The organism is Paenibacillus sp. S29, from assembly GCF_049319765.1.
GTDB classification, from domain to species: domain Bacteria; phylum Bacillota; class Bacilli; order Paenibacillales; family Paenibacillaceae; genus Paenibacillus; species Paenibacillus polymyxa_B.
This window is the reverse complement of sequence record NZ_JBMOUI010000001.1, coordinates 653,938-675,579: the sequence shown is the minus strand read 5'-3', so window position 1 is coordinate 675,579 and position 21,642 is coordinate 653,938. Positions and strand designations below refer to the sequence as shown.

Sequence of the window (21,642 nt, the reverse complement as noted above, 5' to 3'; positions counted from 1 at the left end):
TAATACTGTTAGCTCAAAATGGACTTCATATTCCTTGATCGTTGGCTTAAAACGCAAAATTAAAGTCCTTCCCAAAATTCTCTTTATGAATTGTAAGTTCATTATACTGACACTCTGTAGCAAAATTTTTGTACTTCTCAAACAATATAATAGATTGTGCAAATATACTTGAATTATTTACCAATGTAGCCAGTTTTATATTTTTAAGAATCGTGTTTATTCCAGCCGTATAATCGTTAAAATTAAATTGATAGATGGCTAGTTGCAAATTAAAATTACAATAATCATCCATATATAATGCATCCTCATTTTCAGAGAACTTTTGAATGTAACCACTAAAACGCTTTAATATATTGTCTATATTAAAAGATTGCTTATTAGCCACCTCTAATAATGTGAGAATTCCTGGCAATATCTCTTTCCCATTCTCTTCCAGTAGTAAAATATACTTTTCTAAATTACTTTTATCCCCCATTAATAAATCTAGTACATATCCATTAGCTGTTGCATACATTTTTAATTTTTCAACTTCTCTTTGGCCAACCTCATCCAAACCTTTGAACCAACTTAAATCTGCGTATCTCGAAACAATTTTTTTAGCCTCCTGATACAATTCTTGCTTTTGTAGTGAGAAAGCTTGCATTAATAACGCTTGCCCATAATACACTACTAATGATCGTTCGCTGGAATACGGCTCAAGTTCTTCATGATTTAAATTATCTTTAGCAACTCTATATTGGTATATACGTTTTGTGAGTTCCAGCAACTTCTGGCTAAAAAAAATGGTTTGACGCCACTTGTGTAAAGAAGAATAAATATTGGCCATTTGCAATAAAGCGTCCAACTGATAAACTTCAGGTAAACGATCTAGAAAAGGAGAAAATAAGATAGTTAGCTTTAAATTCTCCTCTGCATTGGTACCTAATTGTATGCGAAACAACCTGTATTGACTAATAGCCAGGCGCTCCGAGTGGTAATATCTTTCGTTCTCTACCACACACTCGTAAAAAGGGACAGCTTCCTTTTCCTTCCCCCCTTTATGCAGTTCTTCTGCAAACTCAAATACCGTCGACACATAGGACAAGTCCTCCGTTAGTCTCGACAACACCTTTTGAATACACTCCTTCCTCCCCAATTCCACACAACGCAATAAAAAAGGTTTGATCCGTTTCCAGTGCCCTTTCCCCTCGTGAAAGCATTCATCTATGTATAACTCATACAACCAGCCTTCGGGATACCCTAATGCCTTAGTAATCAAGTCCATCTGCCGAACGGAGATCGGCTTGGGTGGGTTACTGTTCAGCATGGTACTGAATGTACCACGGTTAATACCGGATATTTTGCTAAAGCTGCTAAATGTATAGCCTCTCTGCTTGAGTTCGGTCTCTATCGTCGAGCGGATCGTAGGTGTATGTTCCATTTCAATCCCCCTCAATATAGTTACAGATATATCGTAGGTCATACTTAACATGTGATTTCGACCATAAGAACTTCATTACATTACAAAATAACTAAAATAGTGAAATATATGGTCTATAAAGTCATTTTATTTTATGATGCCTTAGAAGGAAGTCTTTTTTTAATGAATCCCGTGATAATTGAAAAGTTAAATGAGGTACATCTGGAGAAGCATTAAAAGCAAACTTCAAGTTTTTTTAGTTGAATGTCACAAATGCATATCTTTTTCAGTTATATAGGCAGAAGGGAGGGACGTTAATGGAAAAGCTAAATACAAATAATCAAAACGCAGATATCAATCTTGTCATAGAGCAGGTCCAAGCAGGCGACAAACAAGCATACACACATATCATACGGCGTTATCAACAACAGATTTTTTTATACTGCTACTATTTACTTAAAAATCGGGAAGAAGCGGAAGATGCTGCTCAAGAAATATTCATTAGAGGGCTAGAACATATACATCATTTTGTACCTACCGTCTCTTTTTCAGCTTGGCTTTACAAAATCGCTCAAAACCACTGTACTGACTTATTAAAAAGAAACGCTAGAACATTCAAATCCTTCATTCAGTACAAACTGAATCTAAAGCAACAGCCGATACACGAATATACAAATTTAATTCACGAGTTACTGGATCAGCTATCATTAAAAGATCGTCAAATTTTATTATTACGTTCGCTTGAGGATTACAACTACGAAGAGATTGCTACAATTATGGGGCTGAAATCATCCACGATCCGAAAAAGATATGAGCGACTCCGTAAAAAGCTAATCAACTACAATGAAAAGGGAGGAAAACAAATTGAGCACTCATTTAAACCCGGAAGATAAAGAAATTGAGCACTTACAAAAGCTTATTCGGAATACCCCATTACAAGTGGATTTAATTGATAGAACTATGGAACGCTATAGTATAATGAAAACAAGACGCTATAAGCAATATAGCTCTCGTTCAAAAAGGGTTCGCAATACTTTTTTCGGAACCTCCGCTGCACTTGTAGTAGCGTTTGCACTTGTAGTTAGTACTGGTTTTATTTCACCAACAATGGCTGCATCCTTAAAACAAATTCCAGGTATTGATTCTATATTCCAGCTTGCTGGTGATCTTGGTTTACAAACAGCAGACGAAAAAGGGCTAGTATCAAAGCCCAATCTTAGCGATACTCACGATGGCCTGACTCTCAGCGTACCAGAGGTCATGTTTGACGGAACACGTGTATCCATTGCCTTAGAACGACAAACCACTGACAAAAGATTTACAAAAGAAACAGTATCATCACTGATCAACGATATAATACTTACTATTAATGGGAAAGAAATAAACTCTTATGCACCTGCTAATACAAGCAACTCCATTGATCCTTATATGATTCCTGGAAAAAGCTCCAACTCAGTAATTATACAGTTCTCAGATTTACGTAACCAGGGGGGAAAATCCTTTCCAGATAAGTTTGATTTAACACTTTCCATGCCCGTGGCAGGGGTTCAGCAACCGTTCAAAATTCATATCCCTGTCGAGAAGAATACCAAAAACAACATAGTACAGACACCTGGCCTCAAGCGCCAGTATGAGAAAATTCATTATACATTGGAAAAGATTGAGCTGACCCCAATTACAACTAATATAACTACACGTATTGAATTACCCAAACCCCTAAAAATCTCTACTTTACCTTTAATAAGTTATGAACTTTATGATGATAAGGGAAATGAAATAAAACAAATCGGGGGCAAAGGTTGGAGTGCAACAGACGGTAATGTTCTAATGACTGATTCTCAGTTTGAACCCTTTATATCCCCTCCAAAAGTTATTACTATTAAAGTTTATAAATACATTTTTAAAGAAGGGAATAAAAGTCAGTTTGAATTGGATAAGGACGGCAACCCAATAAAGGAGTATTTCCCTGATCTAGAGATCAGCTTACCAATAAACTCATAAAAATAGCTGTCGAGAGGAATCTCGACAGCCTCAGTGAAGAAAGTGAAAGTATATTTCTCTTTCTTCACTAGCTTATCTTTTAACTATAAATGTATAAACGCCTAACTTGTCACCATTAGATTTATATGCCGCCACTTGGGCTGTACCATATCCAATAACTGTAGCTTTATTGCCAGTGAGCTTAATAACGTTACTTCCATACAAAAGCATCCAGTTTGAACCTTCCATGTAGAAGTCACTTCCCATACCAAGAGGTACTTCTGTATCTTGCAGTTTAATAGGTGCCTTTTCTCCGTTAGCAGGCACAAATGTTACTTTCACTGTGGCAGGAGCTCCAACAGATATTGTTGAACTTACTGGTGAAGCGGATGCTACTCCCCCTAAAGATAAAGCTAACGCAGAAATTGATAGTGCTAAGATCGCTCTTTTCATTTGTCATTTCTCCTCTTTAAGTATTTTTACTGATTAAACATTAGACTTCCAAGCAATTGTAGACAGTAGACATCACCAAAATACTAGTTTTTTCATTTTTTCATCTCCTCCCTACTAACTAATTCCATTCTAATTCTTGATGTGTTACAAAAAAGATTAAAATAAACATATCATTTCATTTTTTACAGAATAATCATATATGATTTTTCTCGTAAAAATAAATGAGCAGGTAGGATACTAAATCCCCCTGCTCATTTCAGCGATAGTATTTATATCATTTTAATTAGCTGTCGGTTCGGTTCCCCAAACAAGTACGCCATTATGATACAACGTAGCTTTCGTATGATCGGCGAATGAAGTCTGCGTGCCTTTATACGAGTAATCGTCACTTTCGTTATAGTTCGACCAGTCTGCTTTATGAATACGGGTTTGAATTCCGCCTGTGCTTCCTCCAGGTGCTAACACGCCTGCATCCGAGTTGAAGCTGACTTCCAAATAATAATCAGCACCGGTTGCAGCGTTATCCATTTTAACCAGCTCACCATTCAGCTTCGAGCAGCTCAGCATTGCATAGTCGCAGTTGAATGTCTGCGCGCGCTCGCCGTCGATCGTGTAGTAGTAGCGAATTTTCAACTCGTTGATCGGTACAGAGGCTGTGCCTTTGTTTACAATTTGGAAATGCGGGTTCAAGTGATTGTCGTTCACATTTGTATCCGCTGTGCGATACTGGAGCACCAGTCCCGTTGTCGGCTGCTGAGTATCCGCTTTCGGTGCTGCGCTAGCCGTGTTCGAAACCGTTTGACCTGCATCGTTCTTCGCTACGACTTGGTAATAGTACATCGTTTCTGCCGTTACGGCTGTGTCGATGTAGCTGCTTCCGTATACATCGCTCGCTACTGTGGCGAAAGCGCCGTTTTCAGCCGTCGAACGCTTCACTTCATAGCTTGCCGCATTCGCCGATACTGTCCAGCTCAGCTTAACTTTCGCCGTTTCGCCCGCTGCGTCCAGCGTGAAGCTGCCCGGTACTGATGGCTGCTCGGTAATGCCATACGTTTTTAAGTTGGTCGGGAGCTTTTCAAGCGTGATGACGTTCGGATGATTATACACTTTTTTCAGATGCTCAAGACTGTTTTGTTTGCCGTCTCTCAGGAAATCCCCATACCATGTAGCGAACCAGCTCCAATCGGCTTGATACGCCTTCATCAGGTCAGGGTCCGGGATAGGTCCGTTTTCGCTCATGGAAACTAACTTTTTGTCCTTACCCAACGTAACAAGGTCTTCGTATTTTGCAATTTGTGGGTTGTAGTCGCCTGCTTGCGGATAAGAGTCGAAGCTCAAAATATCCACATACTCATCCCCTGGATACCAGTCGGGAGCAACAGAGTTCCAGACCCAGATCAGATTGTTCAATTTGTGCACATTAGTCAAACGATCGTGCATCAAAATATATAATTTTTTAACAGGCTCAGGACCTTTGGCGCCCCACCAGAACCATTTCCCTTCCGCTTCGTGCAAAGGACGGAACAGCACAGGAACTTTCGCATCCTGCAACTTCTTCAATTGCCCTGCAATCACATCGATGTCCCGAATAAGCAATTTATAATCTTCGGACTCTGGATTGTTCATCGCATATTCTATATCGAATGTAGTCGAATCGGCATAGAAGCCTCTCCACCATTCTTTTCCCTGCGTATCGATCAGACCTTTCGGCGCGTTCCAGTGCCATGCAAAGGTAACAATGCCCCCTTGCTTATCCCATTCGATCGCCTTTTCCGTCTCTGTGGAACTAAGACCGTGTTCCGCTCTACTTGGCGAATAGTCAATCAGGTCAAGCGCCGCAATAGCCGGCTTTTTACCTACATTGGCTTGAAGCCAATCAATTTCGGTTATTTCCTCTTGACCGGAAAGCATATTCTTCCCGTATTGATCAACCAGATAGTTCATCAATGCTCTTGCTTCTACCGTCGCATTCGGATTGGTGAGCGTTTTGGTGACCGCATGTGGTGGACGGTCAGCAGCTGGCTCCAGCTTGACGTAGTCGATATCATACCAGCCCCAGCCTGTTTCAAAACCGATCGTGTTCGCCCCTGCATTCAACAGAAGCTTGCCTCCGGAAGTTTCTTTAAAATCAGCCGATTTCGAAAGTATCAGCTCGCCAAACGCTTTGCCGTTTAAAGAGAAGTTGGTGCGTTTATCATCATGAGGCGAACGGTAGCCGATTGTAAGATTGTACAAGCCTGCCGCCTCTGCCTGGATCGTCATCGTCAGGGAATCCCCTGCATTGTGGAAATTAGTTACATAACCAGTACCAGAGAAGCCGGTTCCGCTGGATTCCACAATGGTTCCCTTCAGCGTGCCATCTTCGGCTTCATAGCGATCCGGTCCGTCTACAGGCGTTCGCGGAACCGCTTTCAAAACATTGGATTCGCTCGTTCCCGCCTTTGTTTGTGCGGTTATTTTATAATAATAAGAAGTGCCGTTCGTTACGTTCGTATCCGTATAAGACGTTTCGACCAAGTTGGATGCTACAGCAGCAAAAGGACCGTTTTCATACGTTGCCCGCTGTACACTGTAACTTACAACTCCGCTGGAAGCGTCCCAGGATAAATCGACTTTCCCATCGCCAGCCTCAGCCCTCAGCGCAAAGCTTTCAGGACCTTCCACAGGTGGCACAGACGTATCATTGCCAGCAGTCAAGACGATGTGATAAGCCGTCAAAGGCGGTACTGTATAGGTAAAGCGGTTGCCTGAAATTTGCGTAATTGGCGCTGCTTCTTTAATTTGTGAGCTATTTTTGTCGAAGCCCCATACTTTACCGGAACCGTAAGTCGTCTCACCGGAAAGATCAAATTGGGCGTCGAATGCACTGTCCATGCTTTTATTTATGACAACGAGGTGCAGTTCTTTGTAGGATGCATCCGTTACGGAAGCATGCACCGAGCTATTAACAATATCCGACGTTTGCGCATTAACGCTGATATCACCGAAAGTAGAGCTTTTTCCGTCATAATTGCGATAAAGCTTGTAAGCGGCACTAACGTAGTTGTTGGCACCATCCTTTAACTTCCAGTAGTTTGCCATATAAACGTCGTTTTTGCCCAAGATGCCCAACACATCGGTCATAGCGATACCGCCGGAAATATCGTTTTCGCCGCCATAGCTATACTCAGTCAAAGCCAGCTTGGTTCCCGGGTAATACTGATCCACCGACTGCTTTAATCGAGGCAGTAAAGGCAAGAATTCACTGTTCCATTGAGCGATCCAGCTATCTTCCTTGTAGGTCGGGTCCCATAAGGTACGAGGCGCCTGCATTCTGGCCTTCTTCGTCTCGTCATTGCCTACCTCATTCGTAATTCGTATGCCTCCACCCATCGCTTCGGGATACCAGTGCACATCGAAAACATCCAGCAATCTCTTGCCTTCAGCTTGCGAACTGAGGCGCATTTGATCCAGGTAATAGTCCACGAACCAGCTGTAGTTGCCTTTTACAGAGTTCCAATCAGGTGCAGTTTGAAGATCTTTATAGGCGCCAAAACCGTAAAGGACGGGCCCAAAAATTTCCGCACCCGCGTCAACCGCCTTAACGGCTTTGGATAAACTTACCGACCGCTCTACCAACTCTTTCGCTCCGACCTTTTCACCATGAATGCGCGGATGCGTATGCGACCAGAGAGCGGGTTCATTGTCGAGCGAGTATCCTTTCACACCTGTTTTTGTTGAAGCAGAGCCATACTTTTTCACTAAAAAGTTGACGAATTCATCCGCATAAACCTGATTGTCTTTCAGATCAGGCTGCAATTGAAACGGCGCATTTTTGGCGTTTACGACCTCATTCCACCGAGCGGAAGGAGCCTTTTCGCTTTCCTGCACACTTCCGTTTCCATCCTTGGCCACATAACCGGCCATCGGCAGTGTGACTAAAGAATATGTGTCCTGCTTCAGCGATTGATCGTGAAACGAGGTTGCCACCGCACCTGGCTTTTCACATTCGGCTTTTGTCAATCCGGCGTTGTCGCATAAATAGCTATCGCTGGACTGCATCCAGTCGCTTCCTGCATTGGACATATTGTTTTCCCAGTTATATCCGGTCATTCGATTGCCACCAAGTCGTCTGGCAGTCAGATTTTCATCTCCGGCCAAGTCCTGATTCGTACCGTATATATAAGGACTAATGGGCTTACGATCCTTGGATGTATCGACCTTAATAGTAACAGTCTTTGCCGTTTGACCGTGAACTACAGCTGGAGCCGGTACAGCCCCCACTGCTATAATCGTGCATGCCATAACGATCGGCAGCCATTTGGAACGCTTGGACAAAATACCCCTGCAATTTTTCCCCTTCATGCCTCTTCCTCCCTTCAATTTAAAAGGAGCGGCACCCATACGAATGCCCCTCCTTGAGGCTTTAAGGCCCCTTCCCTGTCCCCAAACGAGCTTATCGTTCCGTTGCAGCGTCATATCCGTGCTTGAAATGTTCCAGCCGAAAACAACACCCTCTTTCTTTGAAACTGGAATTTATAATATCACCTTAACACAAAGGTATATTGACATTTTTAACTATTGTTTTAATTAGCTAGTATTAATTTCTTAAATAACCATATAGCTTGAGGTATCCCAATAGCTCTTGCTCATCCACACTCGTCTTCCCTAGCGCACTTTATCCTTTTGAATAAGCTTATAATAGATGCGTGCAGGCTCTGACTCTCCAGTGGATAAAATGTATTCTGCCAAAGGTGCGCACAGTTTTTGGAGATAAAAGGAGTATAGCAGCTCGGCCGTGTCAAAATGAATTTTCAACACTTGCTTCATCAAGCCTTCGAATTTGGAGTAATCCAGTTCTTCCGGGGTAATATCAAACGGGTATTCAGGGAAGGTTTTTTTCTGAATTTCAACAAACTGCTCCCTAAGCTTCGGTTGATTGCCTGAACGGGCAGCCGAGAAATTCATCATAAAAAAAGATACAAAATCCGTCTCACGGTCACTTAACTCATAGTACTCACACCAACGCATGAATATCAGCGGTTTTACCATATATAAATCTCCTTTAACAAAAGTTCAGATTTATCATGAATCTTACAAAAATCTAGCAGGTTCCATCTTATGTAATATATAGGTTAAGCCCCATTTTAAAATATGATTCCTTAAATGAATTTTGCTTTTTAACATATCCCCTTCTTATATATCCATAAAAGTGCACAACAAAAAAAGACCGTTTCAGCATCTCAATGACGCTGACCAAGTCTTCTCATAATCATCCGTATATTCACATTCGTATTTATTCTAATCCTCTACATAGCTGCAAAGTTACAGGCTGCAAGTGAACACATAAGCGGGCGGAACATTGCAGTTTACCTTTTTAATCTGAATGTCAGCAAAAAAGGTGCGGAAAAAGTTGTGTTTGACCTTGCTGTACTGGAACGTAATAAATTTGCCTTCCTGGCCCAAAACCTCAGCCGTTTGTCCCAAAATAAGGCTGGATAATGCAGCGGGCAAGCTGGTGAAAGGGAGCCCTGACACGACATAATCCACCTTTGGGACCTCATACTGTCGTATATACTGAGCTACATGCTCAGCCGATCCATGAATAATGTGTACCCTCTCCAAGTGTCCGTACTTGCTTTGTAGCGTTTTGTAAAACGATTCATTAGCTTCAATCACTAAAAGTAGCGTTTCTGGACGCTTGTTCAAAATAAGCTCTTGCGTAAACACACCGGTTCCTGCACCATATTCAATAATGCACGATGCTTTGTCAAAGTAAATCGGTGTGGCAATTTGTTTGGCCAACTGTCTTGAGCTGGGTATAACAGCGCCTACGCTGCGTGGATGCCTGATGTACTCTCGAATAAAGTGGATCGCGTTCATCTTTTCCTCTCCCTGCTTGACACACATGATAGGCATTCGGTTCATCAACGCTTCTTATTACATATTCATTGTATACCGATCAGAATATTGATTTCAAGCAGGCTACTGTCGGCATATAAAAAGAGCGTAGTCTTATTCGACTCTAATCAAATAATGACTACCCTCTTGTTGTAACATCTATTTGTCCATGGTATCCAAATGTGCCTTCTCTGCCTGCGATGCCTGTCCAGCTTTACGTTGGCGTGCGCCTATGTGCATGGCAACAATCCGGTAGATGGAGGCTGGCTGTATGGATACGGCCCAGCTCGCGTCTGCATCAGGTGCAAGCACAACCCCTAGCTGGTGATGATCGCCATCGTACATGCCTCGCTGCACAAACTTGCTCTCGCCCTGCAGATTGCGTACCTCCAGCTTACAAAAAGCAGAGTTGATCCGCAAGGCTTGGTGTAACTCGGCACGGGTATTCACAACAATCCCATTCACGCGGTAAATGGCCTCGCCCGGCAGTATGCCCATGGCTGTCGCCGGACTGTCTGGCAGCACAGCGAGAACACGCATCCCTTGCTCCGGATGGACAAACATCGGGCTAAGACGACTTTCCTCTATATTACCATACCAGATCAGCGCCTCATGAGCCAGAAAGGAGAATAACGCTGCTAACAATATCAGCGGACTCCACCATGCAGCCAGCAAGCTCAGCAGAAGTAAAGCCACACTGTACAGGAGCAAACGGTTCGAAGTAAGTACCGCCTTCTGTCGTGGTAGCTGGCCTAGCGTCACGCTGCTGAAGCCCATCAGGACTGGCAAGGCTGCCAGCATATACCCGGTTCCGGCATCACCGCCGAACAAAGGTGTCCAGGGAAGCGTAAATCCTCCCTGGGTCGGTACCAGCAACAACAACGGAATGGGCCAGAGGTCTTCCATACGATAGCCGCCAACCAATCTTCCCCGTTTGCCCTCGACAAACAGCGGAGTGGCCGCCTTCCCCCCTTGCCAGCGAACCAACAGCGCCTCAGCCACATGCAGCACGGCGACCAACACCAACAGTGCTGGAATATCCAATCCGCGGATAGCTGCTACTGATGTTCCGAGCGCTCCTCCAGGTTGCCAGCCACTGGCCACGTTTAGGAAAAATTGAACCACACCTAGCAGACCTACCGAATAAGCGAGACACAGGTAACGGACGCGTACCAGCATGAGCAGTAATGTCGCTACCCACAGGCATACGATGGAAGCCGAGTTCAGATGCACGCTGACGAACATTCCCAGAGCAGATAGCGCCATTCCAGCAAGCAAACCACTCCATACGACACGCCAGGTCTCTGAAGCCCAGCTATGCATTTTGGTATGAAATAGCTTGCGCTCCAGCAGCATTTGCCGACGATAACCAAGTGCTACAATGAGTATTGAGATATAATAAAACGGCTGCAAAAGCAGGTACAAGCAAGCATTTAAGACGCTCCATCCCCATTGTAATGCCCATTCCAAGTCCATTCACACTCCTTATGCCCCTGGCCCGCTGTATAGCGGATCACGTACATTTCATATCCATTTATTCTATATGAAATTGCCAACGTAGGGAAGACAAACCGACAGACTGCAAATAAATCCCAATATAAAAGGAGGCTGTTTCCAGCCCCCTTGTTGTAGCCTCACTATTATTTCGCTACGCTTGTCTTCATTTCCTTCCGAATCTCTTCAATCCCCTGCTTGAGTTGATTATCATTTTTCGGATCACGAATTTTCTCAATCAGCTTGGCTTCCATCGCTGCTGCTGTCTTCGCATCAATGATGCCGCTAGCCGTCAGCTTCGCTTGTTTTTGAAAAGCAATAACAGAGCTTTCAGTTACTTTGTCAAAATAGCCATCCTCGCGACCTGGGTTGTAACCCAAGCCTTGTAGAATGATTTGTGCATTTTTCACATCACTGCTATTCATATTGTATTTCAGGGACTTTTCCTTGTTCAGCGGTGCTGCTGTGAAGTATTCAGGCTGTTCCACCGCAATATTCGGCTTAATCCCTTTTTTATGAATCCACGTTCCATTTGGCGTTAACCATTTGGCAATCGTGATTTTGAGCAGGCTACCGTCACCCATTTGCTTGTCATAGCTGGTTTGTACAGTACCTTTACCAAAGGAATTTTCCCCGATCAACACGGCACCCGCTGATTGCTGGAGAGCACCTGCCAGAATTTCGGATGCACTTGCGCTACCTTTATTCATTAGCAAAGTCACAGGATAATTTTTGCGTGAACCTTTGGATTTTTCTTCTTCACGCTTCTGATTCTTGTCTTCCACTTGTACAATCGTTTTGCCAGAAGGTACAAATTGCTGTGCAATATCAATGACTACGGAAAGCACGCCGCCCGGATTATTACGCACGTCAATGACGAGCCCTTTAAGCCCTTGTTTTTCGAGCTTCGCTAACTCTTCCTTGAAACGTTCTGCTGTATTCAAGGAGAACTGGGTGATCGTGATGACGCCTACACCGTCGCTTTCCATATGAGCCGTTACAGTTTCCATATCAATGTTGTCACGGGTAATCGTGTATTCGAGCGGATCAGGAGAGCCACTGCGCTGAATTTTGACTTTCGCCTGACTGCCTTTAGGTCCACGGATTTTGGAAACAGCCTTGTTTAGATCCAATCCGTCCAGTGTTTCACCATTAACAGACAAAATAATATCCTTAGAGCGTAATCCTGCCTTCTCTGCCGGGGAGCCTTTAATTGGCGTGACTACAACTACTTTCCCGTTTTCCGCTGCTACTTCAGCTCCGATCCCGGTAAAAGAACCTTCTATGGATTGCTCGAATTGTTGTGCGGTTTCTTTACCCATATAAGAGGAATACGGGTCACCGAGCGACTCCATCATACCATTGATGGCGCCATCCACCAGCTTGGTACGATCCACATCCTGATAATATTGTCCCTGAATCAAGTCCATCGCCGTCTCAATTTTGCGGATATCACTTCTGGAGGTAGAACTGCTACCTGTCACACTCGCCAGCAGTCCTTCGCCCAGAGCGCTGTTCCCTACTGTAGTCGTTCCAGTATAGGCAAAAGTGAGCAGACTGCCGCCAAGCAGCCCGATCACCATCAAGAGTATCGCTGTACTTTTTTTCAACATCTAATCGTCCACCGCCTTCTCATTATCTTGTATCCTATTGCCTTACAACGCATGTCCATCCACGAAGTATACGTCTAGCTTGTACGGAATATGTTAATTGTATCCTACTCTGTGTCTCAATGCACATGTTCTTCATCGGATATTAACCATTACAGCAAAGCCCTATCTACAACCGTAATGGCTATAAATAGGGCTTACCTTATCTACTATAAATAGTTCATCGGATTTACAGGTTTGTTATTTTCGCGCACCTCAAAATGACAGTGAGGTCCTGTGGAATTGCCCGTCGAACCAACTTCTGCAATTTTTTGACCACGTTTCACAGTCTGCCCGGTATGAACCACCGTACCGCCATTGCGAATGTGTCCGTATAGGGTCCATAGTCCGTCTCCATGGTCAATCACAACTGTGTTTCCATAGCCACTCCACCATTCGGCAACAATGACAACACCATCTTCGGCTGCATGAATATCGGTTCCCTGCGGAGCCGCCATATCAACACCTGTGTGGCCTTTAAGCTTGCCAGTAATCGGATGTACCCGCATGCCAAAAGTAGATGAAAGTCGGTAATGGGATACAGGCGAAGCCAATGTACCCGTTCCGCCTGTATACGTGCTGGCTGCCGCATGGCTGGAATTCGAGGCGGCACCTGAGGATGAAGATGCATATCGTTTGGCTTCAGCCGCACGTGCAGCCGCTCTAGCACGTGCTGCTTTGGCAGCCTGCTCCGCTCTAAGCTTGTTCTTCTCCTGCACCAGACCCACACGTTTGTTAGCGAGTGCTACCAGCATGTCATTTTGCTCTTCGCTGATTTCATCTGACTCAGCAATATCATGATCATAATTGGAAATCAGTCTTTGCTTCTCTTTCTCTTTCGAATTCAGTTCTGCCTTAGCGTCCTGCTTGAGCGCATACAGCTTCTTGGCATTTTTATATTCCGTGTCCAGCTGTTTCTTCTTGCTTACGACCAATGCCTTGTCCTTTTTATGCTCGTCCAACAGGATTTGATCCTGTTCCACGATCGTTTTCAGGGAATCTACCCGGCTGAGAAAGTCACTAAAACTGGACGAAGACATAAGCACGTCCATATATGAGACGGTTCCATCCGTATACATCAAGCGCACACGGGTTTCCAGCATTTTTTCCCGTGACTGGATACGATCAATGGCCTCGGCTAAATCTTTTTTAGTCGCACGCAGATTATCTTCCGTTTGATCAATCTGAACCGCAACACGAGTCAGCTGATCACTGACGCTGTTAATCTGAGCAAGCACAATTTTCAGGTTTTGCACGGTTTTATTTTTGTAATGTTGGGCATACTGTTTATCTTGAGCAGCCTTTTCCTGTTGTTGCTTGGCAGATTGGGCCTGCTTTTCCAATTGGTTCAGCTGCGAATTGATTTCACTCATGCTTTTGGCATATCCGTCAGAAGGCTGGATTAGCAATGCGGCTACCAAGGTAGCGGCCAACACAGATCCTGTTTTTTTCAACTTGCACTCCCCATCCTTTATCGCAAAATAACACCGGGCTTCCCCGTTCTAATTGATATCGACCACGACGTCCAACCAGCGCTTCTTATACTTTTAAGAACTTGCGCATGGACAGGGTACTGCCAACAATTCCGACCAGCATCCCCAAAATAATCAGCAATGCACTCAACTGAATCCAAATGCCTTCAAGTGGCATAAGCTTCAACATATTCAGAGCTATATCACCCTGTACGGCTGTGAGCAAACGCTGATAGCCAGTAAATAAAATACCTACGGTAATCAAGGAACCAATGAGACCGATAAGCGCACCTTCGATAAAAAACGGCCAGCGTATAAAAAAGTTGGTCGCACCGACCAGCTTCATAATGCCAATCTCTCTGCGTCGTGCCAATATGGTCACTCGAATCGTATTCGAGATAAGGAACATGGACATGATCGCCAGTCCGGCGACGAATATAAAGCCTACATTACGAATGAGCTTCGTAATCGTAAAGAGCGTCTCTACGGTGCCTTTACCATAACGAACCTTTAAAATCGGCTTCTCAGGATGCAACGTATTCAGCTTCTCAATCTTTTCGGCCACAAATGGAACCGTTGTTGGTTCAATTACCTCTACCACAATTTTGTCCGGGAGTGGATTGCTGTCCTTGTCAAAGCCCTCCAGCAGCTCCTTGCCGCTGTCTCCCAAATCTTTACGCAGCTCCTCCAAACCCTGAGCTTTAGTCACAAAGGTCGTTTTGCTGATTTCCGGCATCGCCGCAATTTCCTTTTGCAGCGTTTCACGCATGTTCTGCTCTACATTTAGCTCCAGAAATACGTTAACCTCCACCTGACTATCTGCCTGATCAGCCAGGGAATTGACGTTGAGCACCAGCATGATAAATACGCCCAATATAAGTAATGACACAATAATCGAGGTGACGGATGCCACGGACATCCAGCCATTGCGGAATATGTTTTTGAAACCTTCCCGCACATGACGTAAGAAGGTGTTAAAAGTCATATCCGTACTCCCCTCTTACCTGATCCCTTACGATGTTGCCATTTTCAATGGCAATGACACGTTTACGCATGGAGTTCACGATGTCCTTATTGTGGGTCGCCATTACAATAGTCGTACCCCGAAAATTAATTTCGTCCAGCAACTGCATGATCTCCCAGGATGTTTCGGGGTCCAGATTACCCGTAGGTTCATCGGCAATGATCACGGAAGGATTGTTCACGATCGCCCGTGCAATTGCTACACGCTGTTGCTCCCCACCGGAAAGCTGGGCAGGCTCACGATTCATTTTTGTTTTCAAGCCAACCAGTTCAAGCACTTCTGGTACCCGTTTGCGAATCAGCTTCTTGGGAGCTTCAATAACTTCCATAGCAAAAGCCACATTCTCATAAGCCGTCAAACGCGGCAAAAGCCGGAAATCCTGAAAAATGACTCCGATGTTACGACGAACGTAGGGAATTTTACGCTGCTTAAGCTTCCCAATATTAAAACCATTAACTGAAATTTGCCCCTTGGTAGGTACTTCTTCTCTATAAATAAGCTTCATAAAAGTCGATTTCCCCGCTCCAGACGGGCCGACTACGTATACAAATTCATTACGGTCAATTCTGACCGATACTCCTTGAAGTGCGTGGGTTCCGTTAGTATAGGTCTTCCACACATCCTGCATTTCAATCACTCGATCACTTCCCGTTGCTTAATCATATTACGCATAACCTAATATCCATTCGACATATTCCATGCATTTCCTTTAAAAACTTCTCTATTTCATCATACCGTTTATCATTGTAACAAATTTGTTACCTAAATAGTACCGAAAGTTTTCTGCTTTTGGCACATATATATGAATATTATGGCACACGAATCGCTATCAAGCTTATCAGACAGGAGACATCTGCATTATGAAAAAAATTCATTTATCTGTCATTTGGATATGGTCTGGTGTTCTGGCGCTGGCCATGTTGTGGGGAGGACTTCATCTGTACGCCGACAGACAAACGCTGCCGGAGGGAGTGAGGGTCGGAGGAATGAACGTAGGAAGCATGGATCACACAGCCGCTCTTCGGCTGGTGGATAAAAAATTGGATGCATTGAAGCAACGTCGACTGCTTCTGACGGACAGTGACAGCAGTGCACAGGATATAAAACTTACACTTGGGGAAGCAGGAATTCATTATAAAGCGGAGGCATTTCGGAATGCCGTGAAGGCACTCAGCTCGGAGCATCTATGGACTCGTGTGCAGACACGTTTTAGCTTCGAAAAAGAATGGTCTATCATATCTTTCCGACAGGAGGAGATATTAAGGGCCCGATTCGGAGCCGATTGGGAGGAGCAACGATACGGCATGCCTATCAATGCTGTGCGTCAGATTGACGGGAATGATCAGGTTCGTTATATTCCAGGGCGCTCTGCCCGACGCCTAGATTGGCCCAGATTGGACGCTGCACTAGATAAGGCGCTGCCCAAGGATTTTACCGCTTCGGAAGAGCCCGTACGAGTGGAATTACCTTTCCGTCAGCTGGAACCGAAAATTTCGGTGGACAGTCTACGGAACGAAGGGATTGAGCGCAAAATCGTACAGTTCTCCACCAGTCTCGGCAGTAGCTCGGAAGGACGCGTGTATAACGTTAATTCAGCGGCAAGCACCGTTGATGGTCTAATTCTTAAGCCAGGCGACATATTCGACTACGGTCAATTGATCGCCAAGGCTGAGCGCACTCATGGCTTTCGTGAAGCTCCAGTGATCGTCAACGGTCAGTTGGAGTCCGGCATAGGCGGCGGGATTTGTCAGGTATCCAGCACGGTGTATAATGCAGCGCTGCGAGTCGGCTTGGACATTGTTGAGCGCCGCAACCATTCTTTGCCAGTCAGCTACCTGCCCAAAGGTCAGGATGCGACTTTTGCTACAGGGTCCATTAATTTTCGTTTTAGAAACAATACAGGCAAGCATTTACTGCTTCGTGCCGCTGTCCAAAACCGAACGCTTACTGTTAAATTTTTTGGTACATTTCCATCCAATGTTTCGTATGAACTGGAATCCCATACGGTTCGCGTACTTCCCATACCAGAGAAGAGACTCCGTAATGACTCACTTTCCCCCGGCTTCTATCAAGTACTTCGGCAAGGCAAAGAAGGGTATGTGGTAGAAACATTCCGGGTAAAAAAGGTAGACGGAAAAACTGTAGATCGCACCCGAATCAGCCGCGATACGTATCGAGCGCAGCAACGCATTATAGCTAGTTATGGCGGTGGCACATCGTCTGAGCCACAAACACGTGAACCCGAGAAATCTATTGTCGAGGACGGTATAAGCGAATAAACGAAAAATCCCCCTTCCACTGTCGGCTGGACTTGTTCCAGGCAGAGTGAAAGGGGGATTTTAGCTATAAATTACTCGCTGCGTTTACCCAAAACAGAAATTTCTACAGGCTCACTTTCGTTACCGTCTGCATCTTCAGCTTTGATTACCAGCCTAACCGTTGCTTTTTGAGCAAGCACACTGATACTAAATGTGCCATCATCTTTGGCTACTGCACTACCGATAGGCAGTTCGTTGGAATAGGCGGTTACTGTGGAACCTGCTTTAGCTGTCCCCGTAATTGTACCTTCTCCATCATACACATTGTTGACTTTCAGAGCTTCCGTAGTTGCTACTGCGTCAGTAGCTGTGTCTGTAGTGCTATCTGTAGTCGTATCCGTAGTTGTGTCTGTATCTGTGTTGGTATCTATTGTTGTAGAGTTGTCCGTAGTCGTGCTATCTGTGCTGGTACTTGTGCTGCTATCTCCTGTTTCGCTGCCAGAAGTAGTTGACGTGTTACCATAAGTGGAATCTGTCACGTTGCTGTATGTGGAGTCCGTCACCGTTCCACCAGGAGTCGTCGTCAGATTATCGACAGAGCTCAGGTTGTAACCGGAAGCAGCGTCCAGAATAGCAATCGCCTCTGCACGAGTCAGCGACTTCAGTGGCTGGAATTTACCATCCGGATAACCGTTGATGATTTTTTGCTCCGCAGCTGCCGCTACACTTTTCTTCGCCCAAGATCCAATTTTGTCGGAGTCAATGAATTTAGTAACATCTGCTGCGTTACCCGCAGTCAGTCCAATAGCTTTGCCTACGATAGCCGCAGCCTCTTGACGTGTTACCTTACCATTTGGTTTGAGCTTGTTATCTGCATAGCCGCTTATGTAGCCTGCATTCACGGCACTTGTCAGCTCGTTGTATGCCCAGTGAGAAGCTGGAACATCTGTGAACGTTCTGCTTCCATTACCGTTTACTTTCACACCACCCGCATATGTTACGTCTGTCACTGCTGGAGTTTCCTGTGTGAACGTTCCCAAGCTGCGATTCAGAAGAACAATAAATTCTGCACGTGTGATTGCCGCATCCGGTTTCACCGCTCCGTCCAATTGTCCTGTGGCTGACCAGCGTTGCACCTGATCTCCTGCCCAATGTCCGCTTGTAGTTTGGGGAGCAGCTGCCGCTGCGCTGAATGCGCTAAGAATAAGACCTGTACTCAATACACCTGTAACTGTGTTTCTTAACTTTTTTCCCATGCTATAAATTCCTCCTCTGATTGGATTCATCATTCTTTTTTAAACACTTTACCAGAAATCAAACCCAAATAACCCCCAAATTAAAAAAATCGTCCCATATAACCATACCCCCACCTAATGTAGGATAAATAAGAAACGGGACTTAATACCTAGTTATTCACTTGGATATGTATATTTAGACAGGCTAAGATATACTGAATGAATACTCGGTCATATGCTGGAACACCGCAATGAGGTCACAAAACCCTAAGAAAAGAGGTCTTCTTATGGCTCTTATTCAATGTCAGTTTTATTCGGAAGTTCTAGGTTTGAGCACATCCATGAATGTTATTCTTCCTCAGGCAACCCGTTCGCAAATCGGACTGGAGGGCAAGCAAGGAACCGGGCCACATCCGACGCTATATTTGCTGCATGGCCTGTCGGACGATGATTCAACCTGGTTGCGTCGAACCTCCATTGAACGCTATGTCGCCTCATTGGGCCTAGCTGTCGTCATGCCCCAGGTACATCGGAGTTTCTATACGAATATGGAGCAAGGAGCGGCTTATTGGACCTTTATCAGTGAAGAATTGCCATCTTTGGCACGTTCATTCTTTCCTCTGTCCGACAAGCGTGAAGACAATTTTGTAGCCGGGCTTTCTATGGGTGGATATGGTGCTTTCAAACTGGCACTCCAGCATCCAGAGCGTTTTGCAGCTGCTGCCAGCCTTTCGGGAGTCATGGATTTACACGCATCACGCACCGATCCTATGCAAAATGCGATGAGTCCAGCGGAGTGGCTTAACATTTTTGGTCCAGATGAAATACGTGGAACGGATCACGACTTGCTGGAACTGTTACAACGTCATGCTGCCTTGGGGACCTCGCTTCCCCGGCTTTACCAATGCTGCGGCACGGAGGATTTCCTATATAAGGGAAATCGGACTTTCCGTGAAACATGTAATACTACCGGAGTTCCGCTGACCTACGAAGAAGGTCCTGGGGCTCATGAATGGGGATACTGGGACGCGAAAATTCAGGATGTACTGGCGTGGCTACCACTCAAAGAGCACTAAACAGGTTAAAAAAATCCCCGCAGCTTCCCTCATCGCACCATGGCGAAGGGATAGGCTCCGGGGATTTATTATGCACATTACGGATTTGTCGTGGTCTCCGTCGAGGGAGAGGCTTTAGTTAGTGACTTGGGTAGCACCTTGTACAAGCGCCACTCACCGTTAAACTCACGTTCAAGCTGGACCCATGGAGCGCCTTTTTCATATAAATTCGGATATACCATGTTGATTTTACTCAGTGGCATGCCTGACATGATCTTAGGTACAAGGATATAATCCACATGGTTATCCTGCGGATAACTTAATGCCTTATTGAACGAATAATCACTGGTGATCAGGAAGCGTTTGGGATATTGGCTGTAGACAATCATGGTGTAGGCTGAAGCCGAATCGGTCATAATGGTAGACTTCGGCAGATGCTCATCCAACCAGACGGCAATCTTACGATCTGACTCCTGTCTCACATAGTTCACATTACCCGTTCGTGTGAGAAAGCTGTTCTCATCCGGTGCAATATCCGGGCGAGTCAACGCATAGGAAAGTAATCCAGCGGTAAGCAGCAGACTGACGGATACCAGGCCAAAGGCTGCCCTCCGCCATCGTCCCTGAAGCTGGCTCAGCTCATAGGGCAACCAAGCTACAGTAATTGGGAACACGTACATAAAATAACGAAACCACCCATACGAAGATTGCTTCATCATGAGTAAAAATTGCAACCCCGGCACCGACAGGAACAGCAGCAAAATAATCAGTGTTCCCCATCGGAACAAGCGCCCACTTAACAGACGAATGAACAGAATAGCAAACAACGGTACCGAATACCAGAGTGTTTTGGAAGCAATAAATTTCAAGGCCACCAGCGGATTGGAGAAAATCTCTACAAACTTATCATCATTCAGCAGCTCTGCCGATTGGGCTGTGTTCGAATACTCCGAATTCAGGAAGTAAAAAGCATTCCCCATAATGAGATAGTTGAAGAAAATCCACAACAGCCCGGAAAAGACCACCGGGAGCAGAAGCAGTAACCAAGTTGCCTCGACCTTGTGCAGTTTTTCTCGCAAGGCCAGCTCACGTCTGCCCATGTTTCGATGTAGAAACAGGATCGCCAATACCACTCCACCCGCCATTGCCACGCCCAGAGGAACCGCTTCATAACGAGTCCAGAACGCCATGGCAAGCGCTAATCCAGAAACAATCAGGCTTGCCGTCATGCGATCCTTGAGCCACAATGCAAACTCAATCACCGTCATCATAATGAAATATATGTATAGCGAATCGCTCAGCCCATTGGCACCAAACAGTAAAATAAACGGATTCAGTGCATACAACAGTGCCAGCAAGATGCTCATCCCTGAGCTAAGCCCTGTTCTGACCCCCGCCCGATACAGCAGCATAGCGGTCAAAGCGGAAAAGGTAGCACTAAGAATGACAGCAGCCAATCCATAGGTGGCTAATGCCGGAAAGATTGGATACAGCAGTAGAATCACCATTTCCAGAAGACTGGGTAGTGGATTCCAGATAAATCCGATTGCGCCCAGATGCGGGTCGCGGCTGTACAACACATAAAATGCATTAGCTACGCGACTGAGTGCATCTGTGTGCATATATCCCAGAACATAGCTAAAATAGATGCCCGCAGACAGCTCCAATGCAAGTATAAATACAAACAGACCTATAGCCATCCATCTGCTTGCAGACCATTTGCGAAAGGACATTCCTCTCGTT

16 protein-coding genes are annotated in these 21,642 nt (G+C 45.1%); 4 read left to right on the top strand and 12 right to left on the bottom strand.

Annotated features, from left to right (window positions below):
- Nucleotides 1–46: 46 nt before the first annotated feature.
- Nucleotides 47–1,420: a helix-turn-helix domain-containing protein gene (locus ACL9RM_RS03035; protein ID WP_414126189.1), complete on the bottom strand. Its 1,374-nt coding sequence runs from the start codon at nt 1,418–1,420 to the stop codon at nt 47–49.
- A gap of 296 nt (nt 1,421–1,716) precedes the next feature.
- On the opposite strand from ACL9RM_RS03035, the gene ACL9RM_RS03030 reads away from it, so the two are divergent.
- Both ACL9RM_RS03030 and ACL9RM_RS03025 read left to right on the top strand, forming a co-directional pair.
- Nucleotides 1,717–2,292, top strand: coding sequence for an RNA polymerase sigma factor (locus ACL9RM_RS03030; RefSeq protein ID WP_061829961.1), 576 nt, complete (start codon nt 1,717–1,719; stop codon nt 2,290–2,292).
- Nucleotides 2,264–3,400, top strand: coding sequence for a DUF4179 domain-containing protein (locus tag ACL9RM_RS03025; RefSeq protein WP_414126188.1), 1,137 nt, complete (start codon nt 2,264–2,266; stop codon nt 3,398–3,400). Before ACL9RM_RS03030 ends, ACL9RM_RS03025 begins: the two co-directional genes overlap by 29 nt.
- Nucleotides 3,401–3,472: 72 nt before the next feature.
- Here the strand turns inward: ACL9RM_RS03025 and ACL9RM_RS03020 are convergent, their stop codons facing one another.
- The 9 genes from ACL9RM_RS03020 to ftsE form a co-directional block, all read right to left on the bottom strand.
- Nucleotides 3,473–3,832: a hypothetical protein gene (locus ACL9RM_RS03020; protein ID WP_069290510.1), complete on the bottom strand. Its 360-nt coding sequence runs from the start codon at nt 3,830–3,832 to the stop codon at nt 3,473–3,475.
- Nucleotides 3,833–4,111: 279 nt separating this feature from the next.
- On the bottom strand, nt 4,112–8,176 hold the full coding sequence (locus ACL9RM_RS03015; RefSeq protein WP_414126187.1) for a glycosyl hydrolase: 4,065 nt from the start codon (nt 8,174–8,176) through the stop codon (nt 4,112–4,114).
- Nucleotides 8,177–8,479: 303 nt separating this feature from the next.
- The gene (locus ACL9RM_RS03010) at nt 8,480–8,863 is read right to left on the bottom strand and encodes a hypothetical protein (protein WP_023990615.1); all 384 of its coding nucleotides are present in this window, start codon (nt 8,861–8,863) and stop codon (nt 8,480–8,482) included.
- A 273-nt stretch (nt 8,864–9,136) separates the two neighbouring features.
- A complete protein-coding gene (locus tag ACL9RM_RS03005) occupies nt 9,137–9,694 on the bottom strand; it encodes a class I SAM-dependent methyltransferase (RefSeq protein ID WP_023990616.1) in 558 nt (185 codons plus the stop codon).
- 177 nt (nt 9,695–9,871) lie between these two features.
- Entirely contained in the window at nt 9,872–11,188 is a 1,317-nt protein-coding gene (locus ACL9RM_RS03000) for a PDZ domain-containing protein (RefSeq protein ID WP_061829954.1), read from the bottom strand.
- A 164-nt stretch (nt 11,189–11,352) separates the two neighbouring features.
- The gene (locus ACL9RM_RS02995) at nt 11,353–12,819 is read right to left on the bottom strand and encodes a S41 family peptidase (RefSeq protein ID WP_061829953.1); all 1,467 of its coding nucleotides are present in this window, start codon (nt 12,817–12,819) and stop codon (nt 11,353–11,355) included.
- Between the two features lie 206 nt (nt 12,820–13,025).
- On the bottom strand, nt 13,026–14,309 hold the full coding sequence (locus ACL9RM_RS02990) for a M23 family metallopeptidase (protein WP_023990619.1): 1,284 nt from the start codon (nt 14,307–14,309) through the stop codon (nt 13,026–13,028).
- A gap of 85 nt (nt 14,310–14,394) precedes the next feature.
- Nucleotides 14,395–15,312 carry a permease-like cell division protein FtsX gene (gene ftsX, locus ACL9RM_RS02985; protein WP_013312238.1) on the bottom strand — a complete coding sequence of 306 codons (918 nt, stop codon included), beginning with the start codon at nt 15,310–15,312 and terminating at the stop codon, nt 14,395–14,397.
- Nucleotides 15,302–15,988 carry a cell division ATP-binding protein FtsE gene (ftsE, locus tag ACL9RM_RS02980; protein ID WP_023990620.1) on the bottom strand — a complete coding sequence of 229 codons (687 nt, stop codon included), beginning with the start codon at nt 15,986–15,988 and terminating at the stop codon, nt 15,302–15,304. The genes ftsX and ftsE overlap by 11 nt, the downstream gene beginning before the upstream one ends.
- 223 nt (nt 15,989–16,211) lie before the next feature.
- Here ftsE and ACL9RM_RS02975 point away from each other — a divergent pair, with 223 nt between their 5' ends.
- Nucleotides 16,212–17,630, top strand: coding sequence for a VanW family protein (locus ACL9RM_RS02975; protein WP_250260295.1), 1,419 nt, complete (start codon nt 16,212–16,214; stop codon nt 17,628–17,630).
- A gap of 71 nt (nt 17,631–17,701) precedes the next feature.
- Here ACL9RM_RS02975 and ACL9RM_RS02970 read toward each other — a convergent pair whose 3' ends face one another.
- Nucleotides 17,702–18,865, bottom strand: a complete 1,164-nt coding sequence (locus tag ACL9RM_RS02970) for an S-layer homology domain-containing protein (RefSeq protein ID WP_069290516.1) — start codon at nt 18,863–18,865, stop codon at nt 17,702–17,704.
- A 266-nt stretch (nt 18,866–19,131) separates the two neighbouring features.
- Here ACL9RM_RS02970 and ACL9RM_RS02965 point away from each other — a divergent pair, with 266 nt between their 5' ends.
- Nucleotides 19,132–19,920 (top strand): alpha/beta hydrolase, encoded by a 789-nt coding sequence (locus ACL9RM_RS02965; RefSeq protein WP_414126186.1) that lies wholly within the window; start codon nt 19,132–19,134, stop codon nt 19,918–19,920.
- 77 nt (nt 19,921–19,997) lie between these two features.
- On the opposite strand, the gene ACL9RM_RS02960 is transcribed toward ACL9RM_RS02965, so the two are convergent.
- On the bottom strand, nt 19,998–21,632 hold the full coding sequence (locus ACL9RM_RS02960) for a glycosyltransferase family 39 protein (RefSeq protein ID WP_250260293.1): 1,635 nt from the start codon (nt 21,630–21,632) through the stop codon (nt 19,998–20,000).
- Between the last annotated feature and the right edge of the window lie 10 nt (nt 21,633–21,642).

Bases quoted from the DNA above. Each gene is read 5' to 3' on its own strand.
- ACL9RM_RS03035 (WP_414126189.1), bottom strand. From the start codon at position 1,420: ATGGAACATACACCTACGATCCGCTCGACGATAGAGACCGAACTCAAG.
- ACL9RM_RS03030 (WP_061829961.1), top strand. From the start codon at position 1,717: ATGGAAAAGCTAAATACAAATAATCAAAACGCAGATATCAATCTTGTC.
- ACL9RM_RS03020 (WP_069290510.1), bottom strand. From the start codon at position 3,832: ATGAAAAGAGCGATCTTAGCACTATCAATTTCTGCGTTAGCTTTATCT.
- ACL9RM_RS03015 (WP_414126187.1), bottom strand. From the start codon at position 8,176: ATGAAGGGGAAAAATTGCAGGGGTATTTTGTCCAAGCGTTCCAAATGG.
- ACL9RM_RS03010 (WP_023990615.1), bottom strand. From the start codon at position 8,863: ATGGTAAAACCGCTGATATTCATGCGTTGGTGTGAGTACTATGAGTTA.
- ACL9RM_RS03005 (WP_023990616.1), bottom strand. From the start codon at position 9,694: ATGAACGCGATCCACTTTATTCGAGAGTACATCAGGCATCCACGCAGC.
- ACL9RM_RS03000 (WP_061829954.1), bottom strand. From the start codon at position 11,188: ATGGACTTGGAATGGGCATTACAATGGGGATGGAGCGTCTTAAATGCT.
- ACL9RM_RS02995 (WP_061829953.1), bottom strand. From the start codon at position 12,819: ATGTTGAAAAAAAGTACAGCGATACTCTTGATGGTGATCGGGCTGCTT.
- ftsX (WP_013312238.1), bottom strand. From the start codon at position 15,312: ATGACTTTTAACACCTTCTTACGTCATGTGCGGGAAGGTTTCAAAAAC.
- ACL9RM_RS02975 (WP_250260295.1), top strand. From the start codon at position 16,212: ATGAAAAAAATTCATTTATCTGTCATTTGGATATGGTCTGGTGTTCTG.
- ACL9RM_RS02970 (WP_069290516.1), bottom strand. From the start codon at position 18,865: ATGGGAAAAAAGTTAAGAAACACAGTTACAGGTGTATTGAGTACAGGT.
- ACL9RM_RS02965 (WP_414126186.1), top strand. From the start codon at position 19,132: ATGGCTCTTATTCAATGTCAGTTTTATTCGGAAGTTCTAGGTTTGAGC.
- ACL9RM_RS02960 (WP_250260293.1), bottom strand. From the start codon at position 21,632: ATGTCCTTTCGCAAATGGTCTGCAAGCAGATGGATGGCTATAGGTCTG.